Below are 24,822 nucleotides of genomic sequence, written 5' to 3'. Positions count from 1 at the left end.
ATACTTACCTAAATTTTAACCCTTTATACGGTGACCGGTTGAATTACGCTGGCCAATTTGACGCCGCGATTCCTTTGGACGGCCAGGGTTCCCGTTCGCCCGGCGGCGCTCATGTCGATTCCTTTACGGCGAAAGCGCAGGGCCACGTGCCCGAGGGCGCGTTCGTTGTTCCCGACCCCAACCTGATCTTCAACGGCGAATTCAAGCGCGCGGGTCTCGATCTCGTGCTGTCCCACGAGGGGCACGAGTTCGTCGTTCACGATTATTTCAGGGGCGACAAGCGCGCCGCGCTCGCCTCCCCCGACGGCGCCCATCTCACCGGCGAAATCGTCAACGCGCTCACGGGCCATGTCCAGGTTGCTCAAGCCGCGCCCGGCGGCGCGGCCGCAGCCCAGGTCATCGGCCATGTCACCAAGCTCGTGGGCAGCGCGACGGCGATCCGCAACGGCGTCTCGGTCATCCTGAACAACGGCGACAATGTCGAGAAGGGTGACGTGGTCTCGACCGGCGCGGATTCCACGCTCGGCATCACCTTCATCGACGGCACCGTGTTCGGCCTGTCCTCGAATGCGCGGATGGTGTTGAACGAGATGGTCTACGACCCCAACGGGTCGAGCAATTCCTCGCTGCTGAGCCTCGTCGCCGGCACCATCACCTTCGTCGCCGGCGAGACCGCCAAGCACGGTGACATGAAGATCGACACGCCGGTTGCCACCATGGGCATCCGCGGCACCGCCGTGCTGACCCAGATCAACTTCGTCGTTCCCGCCGGTGGCGGCGATCCGCAGCCGCAGGCGAGCTTCCAGGTGCTGGTCGAACCGAACGGCACGACGGGCTCCTACATCCTGTTTGACAAGGTCACGCTGCTGCCGATCGCGACGGTCAACCAGGCCGGCCAGATGATCCAGATCAGCGGCGGCAACGTCTCGATCTCCAATGCGCTGATGTCGCCGGACGTTCAGAAGCTGATCACGGACGTTTTCACGCTGAAGTTCACCGACAACAACACCAACACCAAGCTGACCACGAACTTCACCGACACGCTCACGCCGATGAGCCTGGACGTGGTGTTCAAGTCGGGCGGCGGCGCCGTCGCGACCGCGACATTCGTCAATCTCAATCCGCAGGGATCGGAGGCGCCCAGCACGTCCACGCCGCCCATCGTGCGTATCCCCGGCCAGCCGATTGTGCAGAGCTTCGACGCCGGCGGCAATGTGAAGTCGGCGTTCGCGCTGACCGAGCGTGCTGACGCGACCGGCGACACGCATTCCGATACGATTTCCGGCTTGATCAGATTCGTCGATCAAAACCTCGGCGACCGGCCGACGGTGAGCATCAGCCTCGCCGAAGCGCCGAACTATGTCTACAAGGACGCCGGCCAGCACGACGTCACCGGCTCGCTCTCGGCGCTCCAGAAGCAGGACATCGCGGCGACCCAGATCCAGATCAACGTCGCCCCCGACGCCGGCAACAATAACAACGGCTCGGCGGTCTGGACGTACACGATCCCGGACAAAGTCTTCGACTTCCTCGCGGCCGGCGAAACGCTGACGCTGACCTATATGGTCCGCGTCGACACCAATTTCGCAGTCAATCCCGAGTCCAAGTTCATCCCGATCACCATCACGGTCACGGGAACGAACGACAAGCCCACCGTCACGACGTTGGGCGGAACCGTCATCGAGAAGGTCGGGACCGGCAACGAGACTCTGGATACCATCACGGGCACCGTCACCTTCACCGACGTCGATCTGACCGACCGCCCGATCGTGAGCGCGGCGCTCTCGTCGACCCAGCCGTTCAAATATCTCGATGCGCAAGGCCACGACATCACGTCGACGCTGACGCCGCAGCAGCTCGCGGCGATCGCCGCCGTCGAGGTGCCGCTGACCGTGGTACAGGGCGCGGGAAACAGCAATAACGGTTCGGCCACCTGGACCTACAGCGTTCCCGACCATCTGTTCGATTTCCTCGCCAAAGGCGAGAAGCTGACCCTCAACTACGTGGTGCAAGTCGATGACGGGCATGGCGGTGTCGTCAGCACGCCGGTTACCGTGTCCATCGACGGTGCGGACGTCAATGTCGAGGGCACCAACGACGTGCCGACGATCGTCGAAGATCTGACCACGCCGACCGGTGCGGTGACCGAGGATACGGCGGCCACGCTCGCCGCCAACGGCACCATCACATTCAACGACCCTGATCTCACGGACACCCACACCGCGAGTTTTTCGCTGAAGTCGACGATTTCGAGCGTGCATCTGCCGGGCTTCAGCGACGGCACCTCGCATATCGGCACGTTCAGCCTCGGCTCAGTGAATGAAAGCCCGGGCGCCAGCTCCCGCGGGTCAGTGGGCTGGACCTTCACGCTCGACGACAACGACCCGGTGCTGCAGTCGCTGGCGGAAGGGCAGACCATCACGCAGGTCTATACCGTCAGGATCGACGACCATCACGGTGGGACCGTCACGCGGGACGTCACGGTCGTCATCACCGGCAAGAACGACGCGCCGACCGTCACCAGCGGTGCCGCGGCGGCGACAGGTCATGTCGTCGAGGACGCGGGCCTGACGCTGTCGATCGACGGCACGCTGGCGATTCAAGACCTCGATCTGATCGACACCCATGCGGCGCAGGCGGTGTTCAAGTCGTCGTCCATCAGCTCGGCTCTGCCGGGCTTCGATGCCGACAGCACGCACATCGGCACGTTCACGATCGATCAGTCGGTGCTCGAGTACAATACCGACACGAGCAATGGCGCGACGCTGGGTTGGCATTTCAGCCTCGACAACAGCAATGCAATGCTGCAGTCGCTGGCGCAGGGCCAGACCATCACGCAGGTCTATACAGTTACGTTCGACGATCATCATGGCGGTATCGTCAGCCAAGACGTCACCGTCACGATCACGGGCGTCAATGATGCACCGACGATCACGAGCGATGCCGCCGCAGCGACGGGCGCGGTGACCGAGGATGAGTGCGCCTCGCTCACGGCGGACGGCACGCTGGCGATCCAGGATCTGGACCTGACCGACACCCACACGGCGGCATGGTCGTTCAAATCTTCGTCCGTCAGCTCGGACCTGCCGGGCTTCGGAGCCAGCTCGCATATCGGCACCTTCACGATCGATGCGGTGTCCGAATCCGGCAGCGACAACGACGACGGTGCGACGTTGGGCTGGCACTTCACGCTCGACAACAACGATCCCGTGCTGCAGTCGCTGGCGGAAGGGCAGACCATCATCCAGGTCTACACCGTTACGCTCGACGACCAGCATGGCGGCAAGATCAGCCAGGACGTTACCGTCACGATCACCGGCACCAATGATGCGCCGGCGGTGTCCTATGTCACGTCGGACTACATGAACTTCGACGGCCAGACCATCGCGGTCGGCGAGGTGCCGACCGTCGCGTCCGATGGGGTTACGCTGGATGGCTGGGTAAACTGGAACGGAGCCGCTGCGCCCGACGGCCAGGTCTTGTTCTACAACGGCAATACCTCGACAGCCGGCTTCGGTCTTATCGGTACCGTCGTCAGCGGCAATCTGGAGATCGAAATTCTCGAGGGAGGCGTCGATATCCTTGATACCGGCTTCGCGCTCACTGCAGGGCAATGGCATAACCTCGCCTTGACGCGCGATCAGGGTACCTTCACGCTTTTTGTCGATGGGAACGCCGTCTACTCCCACAGTGGAGGCGTGAACGCGGTCGGCAGCGGCCAGGATCCGTCCTACATGATGATCGGGGCCGCAAGCGACAGGTACGCCCCCGGCTTCGGGGCGCAGGGCTTCACCGGCTCGATCGCCGATGTCAGCGTCTGGACCACCGCGCTGACGCAAGCTCAGATCCAGTCGATCGACTTCACCGCGCTCACCGGCAACGAGGCCAATCTGGCCGCGTATTACCAGCTCGCCGACGGCGGTGGGACCACGGCCTCCAATGCGGTCAACCCCGCCAAGAGCCTCGCCATCGCGGGCGATCCGGACTGGGCAAGCAGCACCTCCGGGCCGGGCGGCGCCGTTGCCGATTTGGTGGAAACCAATGCCGGCCAGCTTGCGCATGGCGTGCTGGTGGTCTCCGACGTCGATGCGACCGATCACGTCACGGTGGCGGTTAGCGAGGTGCAGGTTACGCTCGACGGCGTGCTGCAAACGGGCAGCGTCGGCGGGTTGTCGAATGCCGACCTCCTCGCGGATCTCACTGTCCCCTCGGGTGATATCCTCGACGGCACCGCGACTCATACGCAGTTCACCTGGACCTTCAATTCGCACGGGCAGGCGTTCGATTTCCTCGCCGCCGGCCAGACGCTGTCGCTGCAATACACGATCGTTCCGTCGGATGCCGAGGGCGCTGGCACGAGCGCAGTCGTTACCGTCAACATCGCCGGCAGCAACGACGCGCCGACGCTGGCCGATCTCCACATCGGACCGCTCGAGGATACGACGGCCGACGACACCTTCTGCGATCTGACCGGGACGTTGGCGGGCAACGATGTCGATGCCGGCGAGACGGCGACGCTGACCTATGCCGTCATCAACGCGGATCACCACGCGGCGACGACAGCTGGCGGACTCTACGGGACGCTGACGGTCAATCCCGATGGCAGCTACAGCTACGTTCCGAACGCCGCCGCGATCAACGCGCTGGCCGACGGCTCCTACGCGGATATTTTCACGGTCCAGACCACAGATGTGCACGGTGCAACCGGCACGGCCACGCTCACCGTGGACGTGACCGGCGCGGACGAGAGCGACGCTCCGGTGATCGACGTCGACCAGATTTACGTCACGCAGGAAGGCGACATGGTGTTCGTCCATGGCATCACCGTCGCCGACGCCGACGCTGCTCCCGATGAAACCTTCATACTCACTGCGGCGGCGGATTCGGGCACATATGTGGAGCCAGCATCGGCGTCCGATACCTTGGCGAGCGTCAATTCGGCCCTTCAATATCTGACATACGCCGAGCCGAGCCAGGGTGCGCCTGCGACGGATAAGCTGACGATCACCGTCACCGACAGCCACGGTGCGAGCGATACGGTCAACCTGATCTTCAATCTGGCCGAACAAGGCCCGGTGACCCTCGCCAGCACAGATGGCAAGGATGTGTTGTTCGGGACGGGCTATCAGGATCAATTCGTGTTCGCGGCCAATTCGAATCGCGACATCATTCTGGATTTCACGCACAATCAGGACCACATCGACCTGTCGGCCGTCGTGACCACCGCCAGCGTGTCCGACTGGATGGCTCAGCACGTAGCTGCGTCTGGAACGGATACTCTGATCACGCTCGATGCGGCGAACACCATCCTCGTCAAGGGTGTCAGTCTTCAGGCGAGCGACTTCATAGTGCATTCCTGACACCCCTGGGCGAAGCCGATCGTTGGCACACCAGGTCGGAGCTGCCGCTCGTCGTCAAAGCGTGATATTCCACCAGCATGAAACGTCTCAAGATCCTGCGACGGTGGTTTGCGCGAAAGTTCGGCTTTGCGCGGCTGATGTGCCTTGCGCTGCTGGTCGTGTTCGCCGGCGCGCGGCTGTGGGACCCGCCGCCGATCCAGGAATTGCGGCTGCGCACCTTCGACATGTTCCAGCTGATCGATCCTCGCCATAAGACGGCGCGGCCGGTTACCATCGTCGACATCGACGACAAGAGCCTCGCCAGGCTCGGACAATGGCCGTGGCCGCGCACGCGCATCGCCGACCTGATCCAGAACCTCACCAACAATGGCGCGGTGGCGATCGGCTTCGACGTCGTGTTCTCGGAACCCGACCGGCTCAACCCGGACCTGGTCGCGAGCCACATGCGCTATCTGGACGATGCCACCCGCGCCAAGCTGCGCGAGCTGCCGAGCAACGACCAGATACTCTCCGATGCGATCAAGCGCTCGCGCGTGGTGCTGGGCGAGACCGGGCTTCCCGAGGTTTTGACCGAGCTTGATAAATCACTTCCGCTCACGGGGGTGGCGACCGTCGGCGAGGAGGGCGCCGAACGCTTCCTGTTCGAATTTCCAGGCTTGCTGCGCAACGTGCCGATCATCGAGAGGGTTGCTGCCGGCCGCGGCCTATTTTCGATCAGGAAAGAGCGGGACGGGTTCATCCGCCGCGTGCCGATGATCATGCGCGCCCAGGGCAACATCATGCCCTCGCTCAGCCTCGAGATCCTGCGGGTCGTCACGGGCACGCCGACGCTGCTGGTCAGGACCGACAAGACTGGCGTGCGGGCCGTGCGCCTCAAGGGCGTCGAGATCCCCACTGACAAGAACGGCCAGTTCTGGGTGCACTACGCCCGCCGGGATCCCTCGATCTACGTCTCCGCGGCCGACGTGCTCGACAACAGCGCGTCGCCGAGCAAATTCGCCGGCAAGCTGGTACTAGTCGGGACCTCCGCGGCCGGGCTCAACGACATCAAGACCACGCCGGTATCCTCGACCATGCCGGGCGTGGAGATCCACGCCCAGGTACTGGAGAGCGTGCTGAGCGGCGCGGCGATCTCGCAGCCAAATTACGCACTCGGCGTCGAGCTGCTCGCCGCGCTCATCATCGGCCTGCTGGTGATCATATTCACGCCGAATCTCGGACCGGTGCGGCTGGTGCTTGCGGGTGGGGCCTTCGCCGCGATCCTGGTCGGCGTATCCTGGTTCTTCTACGCACAATACCGCTATCTCATCGACTTTACCTACCCGTTGCTGTCGACCACCGCAGTCTACCTGACGCTGATCTTTGCGAGCTTCGTGCGCGAACAGCGGCAGCGCGTGCAGATTCGCGGGCAATTTGCGCAATACATGTCGCCGGTGCTGGTCGAGCAACTCGTGCAATCGCCGGAGAAGCTCGTGCTCGGCGGCGAGGAGCGCGAGATGACGATCATGTTCTCCGATGTGCGCGGCTTCACGACGATCTCGGAGAGCTACAAGCACGATCCACAAGGGCTCATCGAGCTGATGAACCGCTTCCTGACGCCGCTGACCGACGTCATCATCGAGCGGAAGGGCTACATCGACAAATATATGGGCGACGCCATCATGGCGTTCTGGAACGCGCCACTCGACGATGCCGAGCACCAGATCAACGCCTGTGAGGCCGCGATCCAGATGCTGGAGCAGATCGACACGGTCAACAAGGAGCGCGAGCAGGAAGCCGCCGAGGGCGGCCGCGTCTACATCCCGCTCAATGTCGGCATCGGCCTCAACACCGGCATCGGCGTGGTCGGCAACATGGGCTCCGACCTGAAGAAGAACTACTCGGTGCTCGGCGACAGCGTAAACCTGGCATCGCGTCTCGAAGGGCAAACCAAGGAATACGGCTTTCCCATCATCGTCGGCTCTCGCACCGCGCTCGCCGCCAAGGACAGGTTCGCGATCCTCGAGCTCGACTTCATCATGGTCAAGGGCAAGACCGAGCCGGAGGTGATCTACGCCATCGCCGGGCGCGAGGACGTGATGCACTCAGGCGCCTTCCAGCGCCTGCGCAACATCACCATCGAGATGCTCAGCTGCTATCGCGGCCGCGACTGGCAGGGCGCACTCGATGCGATCGAACGCGGCCGTCACAGCGAAGACGCCGATACGCTGGAGAAGCTGTTCGGGCTCTACGAGGCGAGGATCAAGGATTTCCAGTTCAACCCGCCGCCGGAAGGCTGGACCGGGGCCTATGCGCTGCTGACGAAGTAGTGTTTCGAGCGTGTAGTCCCGGCTAACGCCTCACATTCGCTGTCGTCCCTGCGAACGCAGGGACCCATAACCACAGGGAGTGGTTACGGCAGCGAGCGGGTAACTCCGAGTCTTCGCCAAACCACTCCCTGTGGTTATAGGTCCCGGGTCTGCGCTGCGCTTGCCCGGGACGACAGCTGAGTTTTGATGCGTGAGCACCAAATATCAACTCTCGTAGGGTGGGCAAAGGCGCGGTAGCGCCGTGCCCACGATCTTGCTCGGCAATGTAGAAATGGTGGGCACGCTTGCGCTTTGCCCACCCTGCGACACCTGTGTTCCCCTCACTCCATCCCGATGGTCGTCAGATCCTGAAACCAGTGCTGGGCCTGCACGAACTGCTTGATCTTCGGCGACAGCGCGTGCGGGTTGGTATCGTGCACGACCCAGACCAGCGTGGCGTCGTCCACGATCAGCGCGTGTGCCTGTGCCAGCAGCTCGTCCTGCTTGGCGCTGTCGAACGTCTGCTTGGCCTCGTCGATCAGAGCATCCACCTTCGGATTCTTGTAGCCGCCCCAGTTGACGCCGACAGGCGCGATCTGGCCCGAATGGAAGAAGCGGACGATAGCGTAAAGCGGGTCTGACGTGACGTAGGCGATGTTGTTGGCGGTGATGCCGGCGTTGATCTCGTCGGCCGCGCCCTTGCGCCAGTGCGTGTAGAGCGTCTCAAGCTCGACCACCTTGAAGTCGATGTCGATGCCGATCTCTTTAAAACACTGCTGCAGGAATTCGTTCATCGGCAGCGACAGCATCTGGCCGGTGCCTCCTTGCGCGATGATGAAGGTGGCCTTCAGTGGCTTGGCCTTGGAGTAGCCGGCCTCCTCGACCAGCTTCTTCGCTGCAGCCAGATCGTATTTCAGCTCGAAGCCCGGCTTGCCGAACCACGGGCTCGACGGGTCGACCTGGCCCTTGGCAGGCTTGGCAAGGCCATTCATCAGCCCGACCACGGCGTCACGGTCGATCGCGAGGTTCAGCGCCTTGCGCAGGCGGATATCGGTCCAGGGCGAGCCCGGCAGCACGCTGAGATGATAATTCCAGACATGCGGCGTAACGTTGTCGACGAGCTTCATGCCGGCCGCTTTCAGCTGCGGCACGGCATCCGGCGCCGGCGTCTCGATCAGATCGACCTGTCCCGCAAGCAGCGCGTTGGTGCGGGTCAGTGCTTCCGGCATCGGCACCAGCACGATCTTGTCGGCCTTCGGGATGCGCTTCCTATTCCAATAGTCCGGGTTCTTGCTGAGTTCTGCGAGCTCGCGCGGCACCAGCTTGGTCAGCTTGAACGGGCCGGTGCCGGAGGGCTGGCTGGCGAACTTGTCCCAATCCTTGCCGAGCTTGTCGTACTGCGCAGGGCTCGACACCAGAAACCACAGCATCTGATAGGGAAAGAAGGAATCGACCGTCTTCGTGGTGATCTCCACGGTGAAATCGTCGACCTTGGCGTAGCTCGCAACGGAGGGAAGGCGGGTCTTCACCTGCGCGCTCTGCCGCTTGTCGAATTGCGGCGCCTTGTCGTTGAGCACCTTGTCCAGATTCCAGATCACGGCGTCGGCGTTGAACTCGCTGCCGTCGTGAAACTTGACGCCCTTGCGAAGCGTGAAGCGCCATTTGGTCTTGTCGGCATCGTCGACCTTCCACTCGGTGGCGAGCCCCGGCACCAGCTTGCCAGGCCGGTCGGCGACATCCATCTCCCAGGCGACCAAGGGATCGTAGATCGTGTAAGCCATGAACTGATAGGCGCCGGCGCCGCGATCGGGCTGACCCGTGGTGAGCGGAATGTCGGCCATCGAGATGCCGTAGCGCACCACCGTTTCGGCGCGCGCCGAGATTGCGGACAACGCCAGCGCAAGCACGGCGAGACAAATCGATAGACGAACACGCATGGCCCAAAGCTCCCAGGGGATTTCGGGACCGAACTTGCAATCTTGATGCCAGAATAGGCAGCGCGGCGCGTGCACCCGCCCGCGGCCTACAAGGACTTGTCGTCGCAGGGCCAAATCGCAGAATAAGTTTCTCTTTGGCATAGCCATTGCATACGATTGCATCAAAAATAGTCATCGAAGCCGGAAAAGGATTGAGGCGATGCTTACTAAGAAGAAGAACACGCGCGCGGCATTGATCGCGGTGCTCGCTCTAACGACGGCGGCCGCATGGCCGCGTGAGGCCAGTGCCGAAACCGTGCTGCGCATCGGCATGACCGCTGCCGATATTCCGCGCACGTTGGGCCAGCCGGATCAGGGTTTCGAAGGCAACCGCTTCACCGGCCTCACCATGTACGACGCGCTGACCGGCTGGGACCTGTCCTCCGCCGAGAAGGCGAGCGTGGTGATTCCCGGCCTTGCCACCGAGTGGAAGGTCGACGATGCCGACAAGACCAAGTGGGTTTTCAAGCTGCGCCCTGGCGTGACCTTCCATGACGGCTCCCCGTTCAATGCGGATGCCGTGGTGTGGAACGTCGAGAAGGTGTTGAAGCAGGACGCGCCGCAGTTCGACGCCAGCCAGGTCGGCGTCACGGCTTCGCGCATGCCGACGCTGGCTTCTGCGAAGAAGATCGACGACATGACGGTCGAGCTCACCACCAAGGAGCCCGACAGCTTCCTGCCGATCAACCTCACCAATCTCTTCATGGCGAGCCCGGCGAAGTGGCAGCATTTCTACGACAAGGCCGAAGGCGCCGACGCCAAGGCCAAATCGCAGGCGGCGTGGACGGCCTTCGCCAAGGACGCCGCAGGCACCGGCCCGTGGAAAATGGCTAGCTTCACGCCGCGCGAGCGGCTCGAGCTGGTGAAGAACGCGAGCTATTGGGACAAGGCGCGCGTGCCCAAGGTCGACAAGATGGTGCTGTTGCCTATGCCGGAGGCCAACGCACGCACCGCGGCGCTGCTCTCCGGGCAGGTCGACTGGGTCGAGGCGCCGGCGCCGGACGCGCTGCCCGAACTGAAGCAGCGCGGCTTCAAGCTCTACGCCAACGAGCAGCCGCATGTCTGGCCGTGGCAGTTCTCCCGCGTCGAGGGTTCGCCCTGGAACGACATCCGCGTGCGCAAGGCCGCCAACCTTTGCGTCGATCGCGAAGGCCTCAAGGACGGCCTGCTCGCCGGCCTGATGGTGCCGGCGACCGGCACCTTCGAGCCCGGCCATCCCTGGCGCGGCAAGCCGAGCTTCGAGATCAAGTATGACAAGGCGGCTGCGCAAAAGCTGATGCAGGAGGCCGGCTTCGGCCCCAACAAGAAGCTGACGGTGAAGACGCAGACCTCCGCCTCGGGTTCGGGCCAGATGCAGCCCTTGCCGATGAACGAGTATCTCCAGCAGGCCCTTGCCGAATGCTACTTCGATGTGCAGCTCGACGTCATCGAATGGAATACGCTGTTCACCAACTGGCGCCGCGGCGCCAAGGATCCGTCGGCCAACGGTTCGCACGCGACCAACGTGACCTATGCGGCGATGGATCCGTTCTTCGCGCTGGTGCGCTTCCTGCAATCGGGCATGGCGCCGCCGGTCTCGAACAATTGGGGTTTCATCAACAATCCCAAGTTCGACGAGCTGGTGAAGAAGGCGCGACAGACCTTCGATCCCGCCGCGCGTGACGCCGCGCTCGCCGAGCTGCACGCGGCCTCGGTCGACGATGCCGCCTTCCTCTATGTCGCCCACGACGTCGGCCCCCGCGCGATGAGCCCGAAGGTGACGGGCGTCGTGCAGCCGAAGAGCTGGTTCATCGACTTCTCGCTGGTGTCGATGAAGTAGTTCGCATCACACGAACAGTGCACCTCTCCCCTTGCGGGAGAGGGGGCTTCGCGACAGCGAAGCCGGGTGAGGGGACTCTCTCCGCGAGTGACCCTTTCTCTCATTCGATAACGCTGTATCCGCGGGTAGAACCCCTCATCCGGCGCCGTAGCCGAAGCTTCGCTTCGGCGTCGACTTAAAAACGGCCGCCGGAGGTGGCCTATGCCACCTTCTCCCACAAGGGGAGAAGGAAGAAAGAACCAAACGTGCTCGCCTATATCGCCAGACGCATCGTCTACGTCGTTCCGATCGTCATCAGCGTCGCGCTGGTGTGTTTCCTGCTCGTGCACATTACACCGGGCGATCCGCTCGTTGCCGTGCTCCCCGCAGATGCCTCGCAGGAGCTCGCCGCGCAGCTCCGTGCCGCCTATGGTTTTGATCGCCCGCTGCCGGTGCAGTTCGGCTTGTGGTTGATGCGCGCCATGCACGGCGATCTCGGCAATTCCATTGCGACGGGGCGCCCCGTGCTCGCCGAAGTCATGCGCGCCGTCAGCAATACCGTCACGCTGGCGATTGCCGCCGCCATCATCGGCTTCACCATGGGCATCCTGCTCGGCCTGATCGCCGGCTACTTCCGCGAGACCTGGATCGACAAGGTCGCGACGTCCTTTGCCATTGCGGGCGTCTCCGTGCCGCACTACTGGCTCGGCATGGTGATGGTCATCATCTTCTCGGTGCAGCTGAACTGGCTGCCCGCGGTCGGCGCCGGGCCCGGCGGCTCCGCCACCTGGGCCTGGGACTGGGCACACCTGCAATACCTCGTGCTGCCCGCGATCACGACATCGGTAATTCCCATGGGCATCGTCACCCGCACCGTGCGCGCGCTGACCGGCGACATCCTGAGCCAGGATTTCGTCGAGGCCTTGCGCGCCAAAGGTCTGCACGAGCGCGGCGTGTTCCGCCACGTCATCAAGAACGCCGCGCCCACCGCGCTCGCGGTAATGGGGCTGCAATTGGGTTACATGCTCGGCGGCTCGATCCTGATCGAGACCGTGTTCTCCTGGCCGGGCTCGGGCTTCCTGCTCAACTCGGCGATCTTCCAGCGCGATTTGCCGCTGCTGCAGGGCACGATCCTGATCCTGGCGCTGTTCTTCGTCTTCCTCAATCTCATGGTCGACATCGCGCAAGCCGCGATCGATCCGCGCATCAAGCGGGGCTGATAATGAGTTCAGCTGTCGCCACGCAAAAGGTGCTCCTCCTCTCCCGCTTGCGGGGGAGGGGCGGGGTGGGGGTGTCTCCGCAATCGAGGACCCCCAAGAGGAGAGAACCCTCACCCGGCGCGCGGGACGATGCTTAGCATCGCCCGGAGCGCCGACCTCTCCCGCAAGCGGGAGAGGTGCACCACCTCCTTGGCTCGCATCGATCGTACCAACGACTGGGAGCCAGCCAATGAGCGAGCTTCCGTTGTCCGCCACCGCCGATGCCGCGCTGCAGGCCGCGCCCGCGACCAAGGCGCGGGGTTATTGGGCGACCGTCGGCCGCCGCATCCGGCGTGACAAGGTCAGCATGGCCTGCGCGCTGGTGCTGCTGTTGATCTTCCTGTCCGCGATCCTCGCGCCCTGGCTGGGTCTGGAAGATCCCTACAAGGGCTCCATGATCCGCCGCCTGCGCCACATCGGCACCGTTGGCTACCCGCTCGGCACCGACGAGCTCGGCCGCGACATGCTGGCGCGGCTGATCTATGGTGGGCGGCTGTCGCTGGTCATCGGCATTCTGCCCGTGATCCTTGCCTTCTGCATCGGCACCTCGCTCGGCCTCGTCGCCGGCTATGTCGGCGGCAGGCTCAACACCGCGATCATGCGCACGATCGACGTGTTCTACGCCTTTCCTTCGGTGCTGCTGGCGATCGCGATCTCCGGCGCGCTGGGGGCCGGCATCCTCAATTCCATCGTGTCGTTGACGGTCGTGTTCGTGCCGCAGATCACCCGCGTCGCCGAAAGCGTCACCACGGGCGTGCGCAACATGGACTTCGTCGAGGCCGCGCGTGCCTCGGGCGCCGGACCCATCACCATCATGCGCGTGCACATCCTCGGCAATGTTCTCGGCGCGATCTTCGTCTATGCCACCAGCCTGATCTCGGTCTCGATGATCCTCGCCGCCGGTCTCTCCTTCCTCGGTCTCGGCACAAAACCGCCGGAGCCGGAATGGGGCCTGATGCTCAACACATTACGCACCGCGATCTACGTCAATCCCTGGGTCGCCGCATTGCCGGGCGCGATGATCTTCGCGGTCTCGATCTGCTTCAACCTGCTCTCGGACGGCCTGCGCAGCGCCATGGACATCAGGAACTAGGCCATGAGCGAAACCAACACATCCGTCGAAAAGTTGGAGCCGGTCGAAGACCGCGGCGGCGTCGCGCAGCCGCTGCTGCAGGTCAACGGGCTGACCAAGCACTTCCCTGTACGCGGCGGCCTGTTCGCCGCCAAGCGCACCGTGCGCGCCGTTGACAACGTCTCCTTCGCCGTTGCCAAGGGCGAGACCGTCGGCATCGTCGGTGAATCCGGCTGCGGCAAGTCCACCACCGCGCGCCTGCTGATGCATCTGATGCCGCGCGACACCGGCGACATCATCTATGACGGCATGACCGTCGGTCAGTCGCTGTCGCTGCGTGAATTGCGCCGCGGCATGCAGATGGTGTTCCAGGACTCCTACGCTTCTCTCAACCCGCGCCTGACGATCGAGGAATCGATCGCCTTCGGCCCGAAGGTGCACGGCATGGCCGATGGCGCGGCACGCGCATTGGCGCGCGAGCTGCTCGGCAAGGTGGGCTTGCGCCCGGAGAACTTCGCCAACCGCTATCCGCACGAGATCTCCGGCGGCCAGCGCCAGCGCGTGAATATCGCACGCGCGCTGGCGCTGTCGCCGCGACTTGTGATCTTGGACGAAGCGGTCTCCGCGCTCGACAAATCCGTCGAGGCGCAGGTGCTCAACCTGCTCGCCGACCTCAAGCGCGAGTTCGGGCTGACCTATCTCTTCATCAGCCACGACCTCAACGTCGTGCGCTACATCTCGGATCGCGTGCTGGTGATGTATCTCGGCGAAGTCGTCGAGCTCGGCCCGGTCGACCAGGTCTGGGATAGTCCTGCGCATCCCTACACGCGCGCGCTCCTTGCGGCGATGCCGTCGTCCGACCCCGACCGGCGCACCGAGCAGCCGCCGATCACCGGCGATCCGCCCAATCCGATCGACCCGCCCCCGGGCTGCCGCTTCCACACCCGTTGCCCGTTTGCGGAGCCGCTCTGCGCAAATGCGACACCAAAGCTCACCGCGCTCGATAATATGGGCCACGAGGCCGCGTGCTACATGGCGATTCCGGGTTCAGGCCATAGCCGCGCGCCCAGGGAGAAGACCGCATGACGAGACCGACACCGAAAGAGATCAAGCCCATCGCGCAAATCGCCGGCGTCCCCGTGGACGACGAGATCGCGACGCGTATCTCCAATTCCATTGGGCCTGCCTTCGAAGGCTTCTCAGCCATTGCCGGCACGCTGCCGTTCGACCTCGAGCCCGCGCTCTATCCGATTGCGCAGACGCAGAAGGTGTCGAAATGAGCGCTGAGCCTGCATTGATGACGCTCACCGAGGTCGCGCGCGCGATCGCGATGAAGCAGCTATCCTCGCAAGAGGTGACGCGCGCGCTGCTGCAGCGCGTCGCGCAGTGGCAGCCGCATCTCAACGCCTTCATGTCGATCGAGGCCGAGGCTGCATTGAAAGCGGCGGAGGCCGCCGATTCCGAGCTCGCCAAGGGCAATGTCCGTGGTCCCCTGCATGGCGTGCCGCTCGCGCACAAGGACATGTATTACGATGCCGGCCACGTCGCGACCTGCGGCTCGCTGATCCGCCGTGATTTCGTGCCGACCGTGACCTCCACGGCGTTGCAGCGGTTGAAGGACGCCGGCCAGGTCCGCCTCGGCACGCTGCATCTGGCCGAATTCGCCTATGGCCCGACCGGGCATAACGCCCATTACGGTCCGGTGCGCAATCCCTGGAACGTCGCGCACATCACCGGCGGCTCCTCGTCCGGCTCCGGCTCGGCGGTCGCGGCGCGGCTGACCTATGCGGCGCTCGGCTCCGACACCGGCGGCTCGATCCGCATGCCCGCGCATTTCTGCGGCGTCACGGGATTGAAGACCACGGTCGGTCGCGTCAGCCGGGCCGGCGCGATGCCGCTGTCGCAGTCGCTCGACACCGTCGGCCCTCTCGCCCGCACCGCCGAGGATTGTGCGCTACTGCTGGCGCTGATGGCCGGCGCGGACCCTGCGGACTCCACCTGCAGCCACGAGCCGCTGTCGGACTATGTCGGCGCGACCAAGGGCTCGCTGAAGGGCCTGAAGATCGGCGTGCCCAGCTCGTTCTATGTCGACGATCTCGACAGCGAGGTCGCGCGCGTGCTGGACGAGACTATCGCCGTGCTCAAGCGCGAGGGCGCCGACATCGTCACGGTTGAGCTGCCGGACCAGCGCCAATTGTCCTCGGCGAGCCAGCTCGTGCTCGCCGCAGAAGCTGCGGCATTCCACAAGCGCTGGATGATCGAGCGTCCGCAGGATTATGGCCCGCAGGTCCTGATGCGGCTGCAGAACGGTCTCGCGGTTCCCGCCATCACCTATCTCGAGGCAATGCGCTGGCGCGGCCCCGCGCTCGCTGCGCACCATGCGGCCACCGCCGGCGTCGATGCGGTGATCGCACCGGCCTCACCAGTGCCGGCGCCGACGATCGAAGAGAGCGATGTCGGCGGTGGGCCGAACGCACCGGCCATGGTGCAGCGGCTGACGCTGTTCACCCGCCCGGTCAACTTCCTCGGCCTGCCGTCGCTTACCGTGCCCTCAGGCTTCACGAAGAGCGGCCTGCCGGTCGGCATGCAGCTGATCGGCCGCTCCTTCGACGAAGCGACCCTGCTCACCATCGGCGCCGCCTTCCAGCGCGTCACTGACTATCACGATCGATTGCCGAAACTGCCGTCATGACAAAGCTCGTCGAGATTTCAGGCCTCAACATCCGCTTCACCGGGGAGCGCACGGTTTATGCCGTAAACGATCTCAGTCTCTCGCTCGGTAACAGTGAGGTATTGGGCCTGCTCGGCGAGTCCGGTTCGGGCAAGAGCGTCACACTGCGTGCGCTGATGCGGCTGTTGCCGAAGAAGCGCACGCAGATTTCCGGCGCCGTCAACGTCATGGGCCGCGACGTGCTCGCCATGAACGACGAGGAGCTGTCGTCCTTCCGCGGCCAGACCGTGTCGATGATCTTCCAGGAGCCGGCATTGGCGCTGGATCCGGTCTACACCATCGGTGCGCAGATCGCCGAAAGCGTCGTGCGCCACGAGGGCAAAAGCTACGCTGAGGGCAGGGCACGCGCACTCGAAATGCTCGAGGTTGTGCGCATTCCCTCCGCAAAACGCCGGCTCGACGCCTATCCGCACGAGATGTCCGGCGGCATGCGTCAGCGTGCCATGATCGCACTGGCGCTCGCCTGCCGGCCAAAAATCCTGCTCGCGGACGAGCCGACCACCGCGCTCGATGCCACCGTGCAGATCCAGATACTGCTCTTGCTGCGCGAGCTGCAGCGCGAGTTCGGCATGTCCGTCATCTTCGTCACCCACGATATCGGCGTCGCCATCGAGATCTGCGACCGTGTCGCAGTGATGTATGCCGGCCAGATCGTGGAGCAGGGCACGCTGCGCGACATCGTCCGCAGCCCGGTGCATCCCTATGCCAAGGGCCTGCTCGCCTCGACTATTCACGGCGCCAAGCGTGGCGCCCGGCTCGAAACCATCCCCGGCACGCCGCCCTCGCTGGCCGAGAAACCCCACAACTGCTCCTTCGCCCCGCGCTGCGCCGTGGCGCAGCCCCGTTGCCTGGAGCAATTGCCTGCCAATGTGCCGGTCGGGCCGGGCCGGGCGGCGCGATGTGTGCTGGCGGAGCACGCGGCGGCGCTGTCATAATATTCGAGCGGCGCTGCAGCAGCGCTCCTTCCTTTGAAATTCCTCCACGGCAACACCTAGTTGTCACAGTTCACCGGGGACCGCAGGCAAGAGCCGTTCTACTTTGCATGGGGTTGTTTTCGACTTTTTGCCGGAGCGGGTGAAGCGGCTAGCATTCACACCCCATTCATCCCGGTTCCCGTTCCATGCGGCCGTTCATGGAGAGGGACCAGACTTATGTACATTTCCAACGAAGGCCTGCTCGTCATCCTGTTCGTCGGCCTGGTGGCCGGCTGGCTCGCCGGCAAGGTGGTGCGCGGAACGGGGTTCGGGATCATCGGCGACATCGTGGTCGGCATCGCCGGCGCGCTGGTGGCGAGCTTCCTGTTTCCGAAGCTCGGCATTCGCCTCGGCACAGGCCTGGTCTCGGAGATCGTCTATTCCGCCATCGGCGCGGTCATCCTGCTGCTGGTGGTGCGGCTGGTGCGGGGCGGCGGCCGGTTCTAGCAACCGCCCGGTTCGATCGATCGGAACTAGCCGCCTCTCCAGGACCGGGGAGGCGGCGGCGGCCACTGCACCAAAAAGCCGCAAAGACTGTGAATTACCGGACTTGCGTGCGGGGCCATCAGGGGTAGATGTGGGCTATCAGGGTTTTGGATGAACCCGGCTGCGTTGGACGCAGCGCGAACATGATGTTAATCCGGGGCGAGTATCCTGAATTGCCCGTGAAATCAGGGGCCTTGGCCCCCACCTGAAAGAGATCAGACTGATGGCAGCCGGTCCTGGCGTCCGCCGTTCAGAACTCGGTGACGCCTTGCGCGCTTGTCGCACGGCGTTCATCGGCGTCGGCTTGATGAGCTGCATGATCAACCTGCTCTATCTGACCGGGTCGATCTTCATGCTGGAGGTTTACGACCGGGTGCTGCCGAGCCGCAGCGTCCCTACCCTGGTCGGCCTGATCATCCTCGCCAGCTTCCTCTACATGGCGCAGGGTGTGCTCGACATGATCCGCAACCGGATCCTGGGGCGGATCGGCACCGCGCTCGATGAAGCCCTCAACAAGCGCGTGTTCGACACCATCGTGCGCCTGCCGCTGCTGGTCGGCAGCCGCAACGAGGGCCTGCAGCCGCTGCGCGATCTCGACAACGTCCGCTCCTTCCTCGGCGGCATGGGCCCGAGCGCGTTCTTCGACCTGCCCTGGCTGCCGCTCTATCTCGCCATCTGCTTCGCCTTCCACGTCATGATCGGCGTCACCGCCCTGGCCGGCGCCATCATCCTGGTCGGGCTGACGCTGGTCACCGAGTTCATGTCCCGCCAGCCGGCGCGCGAGGCGATGGGGCTTGCCGCCCAGCGCAACGATCTCGCCCAGGCCAGCCGCCGCAACGCCGAAGTCATGGTGGCGATGGGCATGGCCGGCCGGATGAACCAGCGCTGGAGCGAGGCCAACGAAAAATATCTCGCCGGCAATCAGCGCGCGAGCGACGTCGCCGGCGGTCTCGGCGCGGTCGCAAAGGTGCTGCGCATGATGCTGCAATCGGCCGTGCTGGCGGTCGGCGCCTATCTCGTCATCCACCAGGAGGCGACCGCCGGCATCATCATCGCCGGCTCGATCCTGTCCGCCCGCGCGCTCGCGCCGGTCGATCTCGCCATTGCGCACTGGAAATCCTTCGTCGCGGCGCGCCAGAGCTGGCACCGCCTCACGCGCCTGCTGGAGCAGATGCCGGCGCAGACGATGCCGACCCAGCTGCAGGCGCCCACGAGCCGGCTCTCGGTCGAAGGCGTCGCCATGGTGCCGCCCGGCGACCAGCGCCTCATCGTGCAGGACATCACCTTCGCGCTCGCCGCGGGCAACGGCCTCGGCGTGATCGGCCCGAGCGGCTCCGGCAAGTCGTCGCTGATCCGCGCGCTGGTCGGGGTCTGGCAGCCGGTGCGCGGCAAGGTGAGGCTCGACGGCGCGGCGCTCGACCAATGGTCGTCCGACATGCTCGGTCGGCACATCGGCTATCTGCCGCAGGACGTCGAATTGTTCGGCGGCACCATCGCCCAGAACATCAGCCGGTTCGATCCCGAGGCGACATCCGAGGGCATCATCGCGGCGGCGAAAGAAGCCGGCGTGCACGAGATGATCATCAAGATGCGCGAGGGCTACAACACGCAAGTCGGCGAGCAGGGCACGGCGCTTTCCGCCGGCCAGGCGCAGCGCGTGGCGCTGGCGCGCGCACTCTATGGCAACCCCTTCCTGATCGTGCTCGATGAGCCCAACTCCAACCTCGACACCGAAGGCGACGAGGCGTTGACCCGCGCCGTCCGCGCCGCCCGCGAGCGCGGCGCCATCGTCGTCGTGGTCGCGCACCGCCCGATCGGCGTCGAGGCGGTCGACCAGGTCCTGGTACTGCGCGACGGCCGCATGCAGGCGTTCGGACCCAAGGAGCAGGTGCTCGCCCAGGTTCTGCAGCCGCGTGTGACGCCGCCGGCCCCGATCAAGATCGTCAGCGAAGGCGGAGTTGCCAAGCCATGAGCACGATGGCCATCGGCGGCCCGAAGCCGGCCGCGAACAAGACCGTACGCGAATCCATCAAGTTTCACCTGATCCTCGGCTTCGTGATCGTGCTGGTCCTTGTCGTCGGTCTCGGCGGCTGGGCCTCGACCGTGCTGATCTCGGGTGCGCTGATCGCGCCGGGCCAGATCGTGGTCGAATCCAACGTCAAGAAGGTGCAGCATCCGACCGGCGGCGTGGTCGGCGAGGTGCGCGCCCGCGACGGCGACCTGGTCAAGGCCGGCGATATCGTGGTGCGGCTCGACGACACCGTCACCAAGGCCAACCTTGCCATCGTCACCAAGAATCTCGACGCCGCGCAGGCGCGTGCCGCACGCTTGCAGGCCGAGCAGCGCGGGGTCGACAGGATCGAATTTCCGCCATCCCTGCTCGAGCGGGCCAGCGATCCCGACGTCAAGCTGCTGCTCTCCGCCGAAACCAAGCTGTTCGACGTCCGCGTCAACGGCCGCACCGGACAGAAGGCCCAGCTTCGCGAGCGCATCACGCAGCTCAACGAGGAGATCGCGGGCCTCAGCGCCCAGGAGAAGGCCAAGGATCAGGAGATCGCGCTGGTGCAGAACGAGCTCACCGGCGTGCGCGAGCTCTACGACAAGCGTCTGGTGCAGATATCGCGCCTGACCCAGCTCGAACGCGACTCGGCCCGTCTCAACGGCGAACGCGCGCAATACATCGCTTCGCGCGCCCAGGCCAAGGGCAAGATCACCGAGACCGAGCTGCAGATCATCCAGGTCGACAAGGACGTTGTGAGCGAGGTCTCCAAGGATCTGCGCGAGACCAACGACAAGATCGGCGAGCTGATCGAGCGCAAGGTCGCCGCCGAAGACCAGCTTCGCCGCATCGACATCCGCGCGCCGCAGGACGGCATGGTGCTGCAATCCACGGTGCACACGGTCGGCGGCGTCATCACCGCCGGCGACGCGCTCATGCTGATCGTGCCGCAAGCCGACGATCTCCAGGTCGAGGCCAAGGTCAATCCGGTCGACATCGACAAGCTCCAGATCGGCCAGAAGACGCTGCTGCGCCTCTCCGCCTTCAATCAACGCACCACGCCGGAGCTCAACGGCCTCGTCAGCCGTGTCTCACCCGACGTCACCACCGATCAGCGCACCGGCCAGAGCTACTACACCATCCGCGTCTCGATGCCGGCCGAGGAGATCGCCCGTCTCGGCGAGGTCAAGATGATCCCGGGCATGCCGGTGGAAGCCTTCGTCCAGACCGGCGACCGCACCATGCTGTCCTATCTGATGAAGCCGCTGCACGACCAGCTGATGCGGGCGTTCCGGGAGAAGTGACGCGCGAAAGCGCGTCATCCCGGAGCGCGCTTAGCGCGCATCCGGGTTCTCGTGCGGCACACGCGGTCTCGTAGGGTGGGCAAAGGCGCAACGCGCCGTGCCCACCATCTTTCCCACGAACAAGTTGGTGGGCACGCTTCCGCCTTCGCTCTTCGAGCTACGGCGGACAAGTCGCTTTGCCCACCCTACGGCACCGCCTTCTTTGCTATAGTTCGACTCAAAGCCCCAGCAACCCGGCGGTCGAACAATGCAATCCCCATCCTCCATCGCCACCGAATCCTTCTCCGACGCCTCCCTCGCCGTCGCGCGGCTCGAAGAGATCTATGAGCGCAACACCAAGTTCCTGCGCGACCGGTTCGAGGCGTATGTCGGCGGCGAAGCGATCACGACGCGGGTGCGCGCCTATTATCCCTTCGTCCGCCTCACCACCGCGACGCATGCGCGGCTGGATTCGCGTCTCGCCTACGGCTTCGTCGCCGGGCCCGGCGTGCATGAAACCAGCGTGACGCGGCCGGATTTGTTCCGGAGCTACCTTATCGAGCAGATCGGCCTCCTGATCCAGAATCACGGCGTGCCCGTCGAGATCGGCGAGTCCGCCGAGCCGATCCCGATCCACTTCGCCTATCGCCGCGACATCAACATCGAAGCTGCGATCACCACGAGCGAGAATTCCCCTGTCGCGCGATCGCTGCGCGACGCGTTCGACGTGCCCGATCTCGCCACCATGGACGATTCGATTGCCGACGGCACCTTCGAGCTTCGGCCCGGCGCGCCCGAGCCGCTGTCGCTGTTCCGTGCTGCCCGCGTCGATTACTCGCTGCGCCGGCTCTATCACTACACCGGCACCGACCCCGAACATTTCCAGAATTTTGTCATTTTCACCAACTACCAGTTCTATGTCGACGCCTTCGCGCAGCTCTGTCAGCAGCGGCTCCAGTCCGGCGAGGCCGGCCTTGAAGCCTTTGTCGCGCCGGGCAATGTCATCACGCGCAGCGGCGGCGCAACCGGTGGCGTTGCGCCCGCGCGCATGCCGCAGATGCCGGCCTTCCACCTGGTCATGCCGGACTACCGCGGCATCACGCTGATCAACATCGGCACTGGTCCGTCCAACGCGCGCAACGTCACCGACCATGTCGCGGTGCTGCGCCCGCATGCCTGGCTGATGCTCGGCCATTGCGCGGGCCTGCGCAACACGCAGCGGCTCGGCGATTACGTGCTCGCGCACGGCTATGTGCGCGAGGACCATGTGCTCGATCGCGAATTGCCGCTATGGGTCCCGATCCCGGCGCTGGCCGAGATGCAAGTCGCGCTGGAAGAGGCGGTTGAGGACGTTACCGGCCTCGAAGGTTTCGAGCTCAAGCGCCTGATGCGCACGGGGACGGTGGCGAGCGTCGACAACCGCAATTGGGAGATCTCCGGGCCTGAGGTGATCCGACGCATGTCGCAGTCGCGCGCGGTCGCGCTCGACATGGAATCGGCCGCGATCGCCGCCAACGGCTATCGCTTCCGCGTTCCCTACGGCACGCTGCTCTGCGTCTCCGACAAGCCGCTGCACGGCGAGATCAAGCTCGCGGGCATGGCCAGCGAATTCTACCGCCGCCGCGTCGGCCAGCATCTCGAGATCGGCCTGAAGGCGCTGGAACGGCTCAAGCAGCAGGAATCGGAGCGGCTGCATTCGCGAAAGCTGCGCAGCTTTGCCGAGGTGGCCTTCCAGTAAAGGACACTGGAACTGTCGTACGCATGCTGACGCCTCCGTGAGCGCAGCGTCCCGGAATATTGCCGCCGAGGCAGGGTTATCAATTGGTCCGGGGCCGCTTGAAACACAGGAGGCAGACATGAGCGCAGCGATGATCAGGCGCGTCGTGTTGGGTACGTTCGCGGCAGCCCTATTGTGCTCGCCGGCATTTGCCGCGGGCGGAGGCGGCGGTGGCGGAGGCGGGGGCGGCGTCAGTTCCACGGATCCCTACGCCGGCGCTTATTCGGATCAGAAGTCGCAGCCGACCTATCCGAAGCGCCCGGGCGCCAAGGCGACCCAGAAAGGCAAGAAGCCGAACAATCAGTCCAGCATCGGCGATCCCGCATTCGCGGCCGGCTACCGCGTGGCCTATGACACGATCTACGAGCGCAACGACTACGCGGCCGCGATCGCGCAATTGAAGTCGCTCGGGCATGACGATCATCCGAATGTCGCCAACCTCATCGGCTACTCCTATCGCAAGCTCGGCGACTACGAGCAATCGCAGGTCTGGTATGAGCGCGCATTGAAGGCCGATCCGAACCACGTGCTGACGTGGCAATATTACGGGCTGTGGCAGCTCGAGCGGGGCAATCGCGAGCAGGCGCTTTATCATTTGAGCCGGATTGCCTCCATCTGCGGGACCGGTTGCGAGGAGTATCGGTCGCTGGCCGCGGCGCTCGACAGGCCGACCGGCACGGCGCTCGTCTACTGAAGCTGGAGAGCAGCCGGTTCGTCGAGCCGCTGCTGATGGGCGTCGGATGACCGCCACGTCCTTCGGCGCGGATAGTGACAAGGCGTCAGATTTTCAGCATTGTCCCGTTCGGGGGCGCGAACGGGACAATTGGATGCCGCTGACGCGCGACAAGATCATCGGCCATGACCTCGAACGGCTGGCCTTTCGCTTTACCATGCTGAGCGGCGACGAGGTCGTGCAGTGCCAGATCAGCGACGCCGCGATGGACGAGCTCGCGGGCATGCAGGGCACCGAAAGCAGCGCGCGGCAGGCGCAGTTCCTGTCGTTGCGCGAGACCATCGAGCGGATCGCGTCAGATCTTTACGACGAAGCACCGCGATTCCAGGGATATGTGGTGCGGATCTTCATGCGGCATCTGGGGCGGTGATGCCACATACTCCGGTGTCATCGCCCGCGCAGGCGGGCGATCCAGCACTCCGAGACAGTTATATTAAATCGATGGGCCGCGGCGTACTGGATGCCCCGCTTCCGCGGGGCATGACAGCGGTATTTGCGGCGAGACTATTCTTACTCATTCGAGAAGCAGCTCACCCCTCCAATTTTCTCAACAACAGTTTCAGCGCCGTCGCCGCGAACATTTGCATGTTGCCGAGCCGGTCGTTGTTGCCGGTCTCCAGCGTCATGACCTCCGCCACAGGTCCGCTCACCGCCATGCAGCTATGGCCGGCGGCGTCGCCGTAGCGGTTGCCGGTGGGGCCGGCTGCGCCGGTCTCGGACAGGCCCCAGTCGCTGCCAAAGCGCGTTCGCATCTGCTTCGCCAGCAGTTGCGCGTAGGGCTCCGACGAGGAGCGAAAGCCCTTCATGCCTTCGTCCGAAATATCCATCAGCACGCGCCGGGCATCGCGGGTGTAGACGACCGCGCCGCCGAGGAAATAGGCGGACGCGCCGGGCACCGCGAGCAGGCTGGCCGCGATTAGGCCGCCGGTCGAAGATTCCGCGACAGCAATGGTCTGTTTGCGCGCGATCAGTTTGGCTGCGACCTGTTCCGCAATGCCGACGAGCTCTTTCATTCCGCAACCCCTCATTCCTTCGCAACCGAGCTCAGCCTTCCTAGCATATGACAGGACGCTTGGCTGAGTTGCG

General features: G+C 64.5%; 17 protein-coding genes. 15 read left to right on the top strand and 2 right to left on the bottom strand.

Features of this window, described 5'->3' with window-relative positions:
- Window positions 1–74 precede the first annotated feature (74 nt).
- Together GGD66_RS24370 and GGD66_RS24365 are read left to right on the top strand one after the other, a co-directional pair.
- On the top strand, window positions 75–5,360 hold the full coding sequence (locus GGD66_RS24370) for a VCBS domain-containing protein (protein WP_246788966.1): 5,286 nt from the start codon (window positions 75–77) through the stop codon (window positions 5,358–5,360).
- Window positions 5,361–5,437: 77 nt separating this feature from the next.
- Window positions 5,438–7,669 (top strand): CHASE2 domain-containing protein, encoded by a 2,232-nt coding sequence (locus tag GGD66_RS24365; protein ID WP_183259212.1) that lies wholly within the window; start codon window positions 5,438–5,440, stop codon window positions 7,667–7,669.
- Window positions 7,670–7,989: 320 nt separating this feature from the next.
- Here the strand turns inward: GGD66_RS24365 and GGD66_RS24360 are convergent, their stop codons facing one another.
- Window positions 7,990–9,585, bottom strand: coding sequence for an ABC transporter substrate-binding protein (locus GGD66_RS24360; protein ID WP_183259211.1), 1,596 nt, complete (start codon window positions 9,583–9,585; stop codon window positions 7,990–7,992).
- 199 nt (window positions 9,586–9,784) lie between these two features.
- Here GGD66_RS24360 and GGD66_RS24355 point away from each other — a divergent pair, with 199 nt between their 5' ends.
- The 13 genes from GGD66_RS24355 to GGD66_RS24295 all read left to right on the top strand — a co-directional run bounded on the left by GGD66_RS24355 (window position 9,785) and on the right by GGD66_RS24295 (window position 24,106).
- Window positions 9,785–11,443, top strand: coding sequence for an ABC transporter substrate-binding protein (locus tag GGD66_RS24355; protein ID WP_018321355.1), 1,659 nt, complete (start codon window positions 9,785–9,787; stop codon window positions 11,441–11,443).
- A gap of 245 nt (window positions 11,444–11,688) precedes the next feature.
- The gene (locus tag GGD66_RS24350; RefSeq protein WP_183259210.1) at window positions 11,689–12,642 is read left to right on the top strand and encodes an ABC transporter permease; all 954 of its coding nucleotides are present in this window, start codon (window positions 11,689–11,691) and stop codon (window positions 12,640–12,642) included.
- A 229-nt stretch (window positions 12,643–12,871) separates the two neighbouring features.
- Window positions 12,872–13,774 carry an ABC transporter permease gene (locus tag GGD66_RS24345; protein WP_018321357.1) on the top strand — a complete coding sequence of 301 codons (903 nt, stop codon included), beginning with the start codon at window positions 12,872–12,874 and terminating at the stop codon, window positions 13,772–13,774.
- Window positions 13,775–13,777: 3 nt separating this feature from the next.
- A complete protein-coding gene (locus GGD66_RS24340; RefSeq protein WP_183259209.1) occupies window positions 13,778–14,839 on the top strand; it encodes an ABC transporter ATP-binding protein in 1,062 nt (353 codons plus the stop codon).
- Window positions 14,836–15,033: a hypothetical protein gene (locus tag GGD66_RS24335; protein ID WP_183259208.1), complete on the top strand. Its 198-nt coding sequence runs from the start codon at window positions 14,836–14,838 to the stop codon at window positions 15,031–15,033. Before GGD66_RS24340 ends, GGD66_RS24335 begins: the two co-directional genes overlap by 4 nt.
- On the top strand, window positions 15,030–16,445 hold the full coding sequence (locus GGD66_RS24330) for an Asp-tRNA(Asn)/Glu-tRNA(Gln) amidotransferase GatCAB subunit A (RefSeq protein ID WP_018321360.1): 1,416 nt from the start codon (window positions 15,030–15,032) through the stop codon (window positions 16,443–16,445). The genes GGD66_RS24335 and GGD66_RS24330 overlap by 4 nt, the downstream gene beginning before the upstream one ends.
- Entirely contained in the window at window positions 16,442–17,419 is a 978-nt protein-coding gene (locus tag GGD66_RS24325) for an ABC transporter ATP-binding protein (RefSeq protein ID WP_183259207.1), read from the top strand. The genes GGD66_RS24330 and GGD66_RS24325 overlap by 4 nt, the downstream gene beginning before the upstream one ends.
- A gap of 216 nt (window positions 17,420–17,635) precedes the next feature.
- Window positions 17,636–17,905 (top strand): GlsB/YeaQ/YmgE family stress response membrane protein, encoded by a 270-nt coding sequence (locus GGD66_RS24320; protein WP_018321362.1) that lies wholly within the window; start codon window positions 17,636–17,638, stop codon window positions 17,903–17,905.
- 262 nt (window positions 17,906–18,167) lie between these two features.
- A complete protein-coding gene (locus tag GGD66_RS24315) occupies window positions 18,168–19,916 on the top strand; it encodes a type I secretion system permease/ATPase (protein ID WP_183259206.1) in 1,749 nt (582 codons plus the stop codon).
- A complete protein-coding gene (locus tag GGD66_RS24310) occupies window positions 19,913–21,247 on the top strand; it encodes an HlyD family type I secretion periplasmic adaptor subunit (protein WP_018321364.1) in 1,335 nt (444 codons plus the stop codon). Before GGD66_RS24315 ends, GGD66_RS24310 begins: the two co-directional genes overlap by 4 nt.
- A 247-nt stretch (window positions 21,248–21,494) precedes the next feature.
- Window positions 21,495–22,964 carry an AMP nucleosidase gene (locus GGD66_RS24305; protein ID WP_092254211.1) on the top strand — a complete coding sequence of 490 codons (1,470 nt, stop codon included), beginning with the start codon at window positions 21,495–21,497 and terminating at the stop codon, window positions 22,962–22,964.
- A gap of 118 nt (window positions 22,965–23,082) precedes the next feature.
- Window positions 23,083–23,697, top strand: coding sequence for a lipopolysaccharide assembly protein LapB (locus GGD66_RS24300; RefSeq protein ID WP_183259205.1), 615 nt, complete (start codon window positions 23,083–23,085; stop codon window positions 23,695–23,697).
- A gap of 133 nt (window positions 23,698–23,830) precedes the next feature.
- Window positions 23,831–24,106, top strand: coding sequence for a DUF1488 family protein (locus GGD66_RS24295; RefSeq protein WP_020508771.1), 276 nt, complete (start codon window positions 23,831–23,833; stop codon window positions 24,104–24,106).
- 160 nt (window positions 24,107–24,266) lie between these two features.
- Here GGD66_RS24295 and GGD66_RS24290 read toward each other — a convergent pair whose 3' ends face one another.
- Window positions 24,267–24,749, bottom strand: a complete 483-nt coding sequence (locus GGD66_RS24290) for a CinA family protein (RefSeq protein ID WP_183259204.1) — start codon at window positions 24,747–24,749, stop codon at window positions 24,267–24,269.
- Between the last annotated feature and the right edge of the window lie 73 nt (window positions 24,750–24,822).

The sequence above is a fragment of the Bradyrhizobium sp. CIR48 genome (genome assembly GCF_014198315.1).
In the GTDB taxonomy this organism is placed as follows: domain Bacteria; phylum Pseudomonadota; class Alphaproteobacteria; order Rhizobiales; family Xanthobacteraceae; genus Bradyrhizobium.
This window is presented reverse-complemented; position numbering and strand designations above follow the sequence as displayed.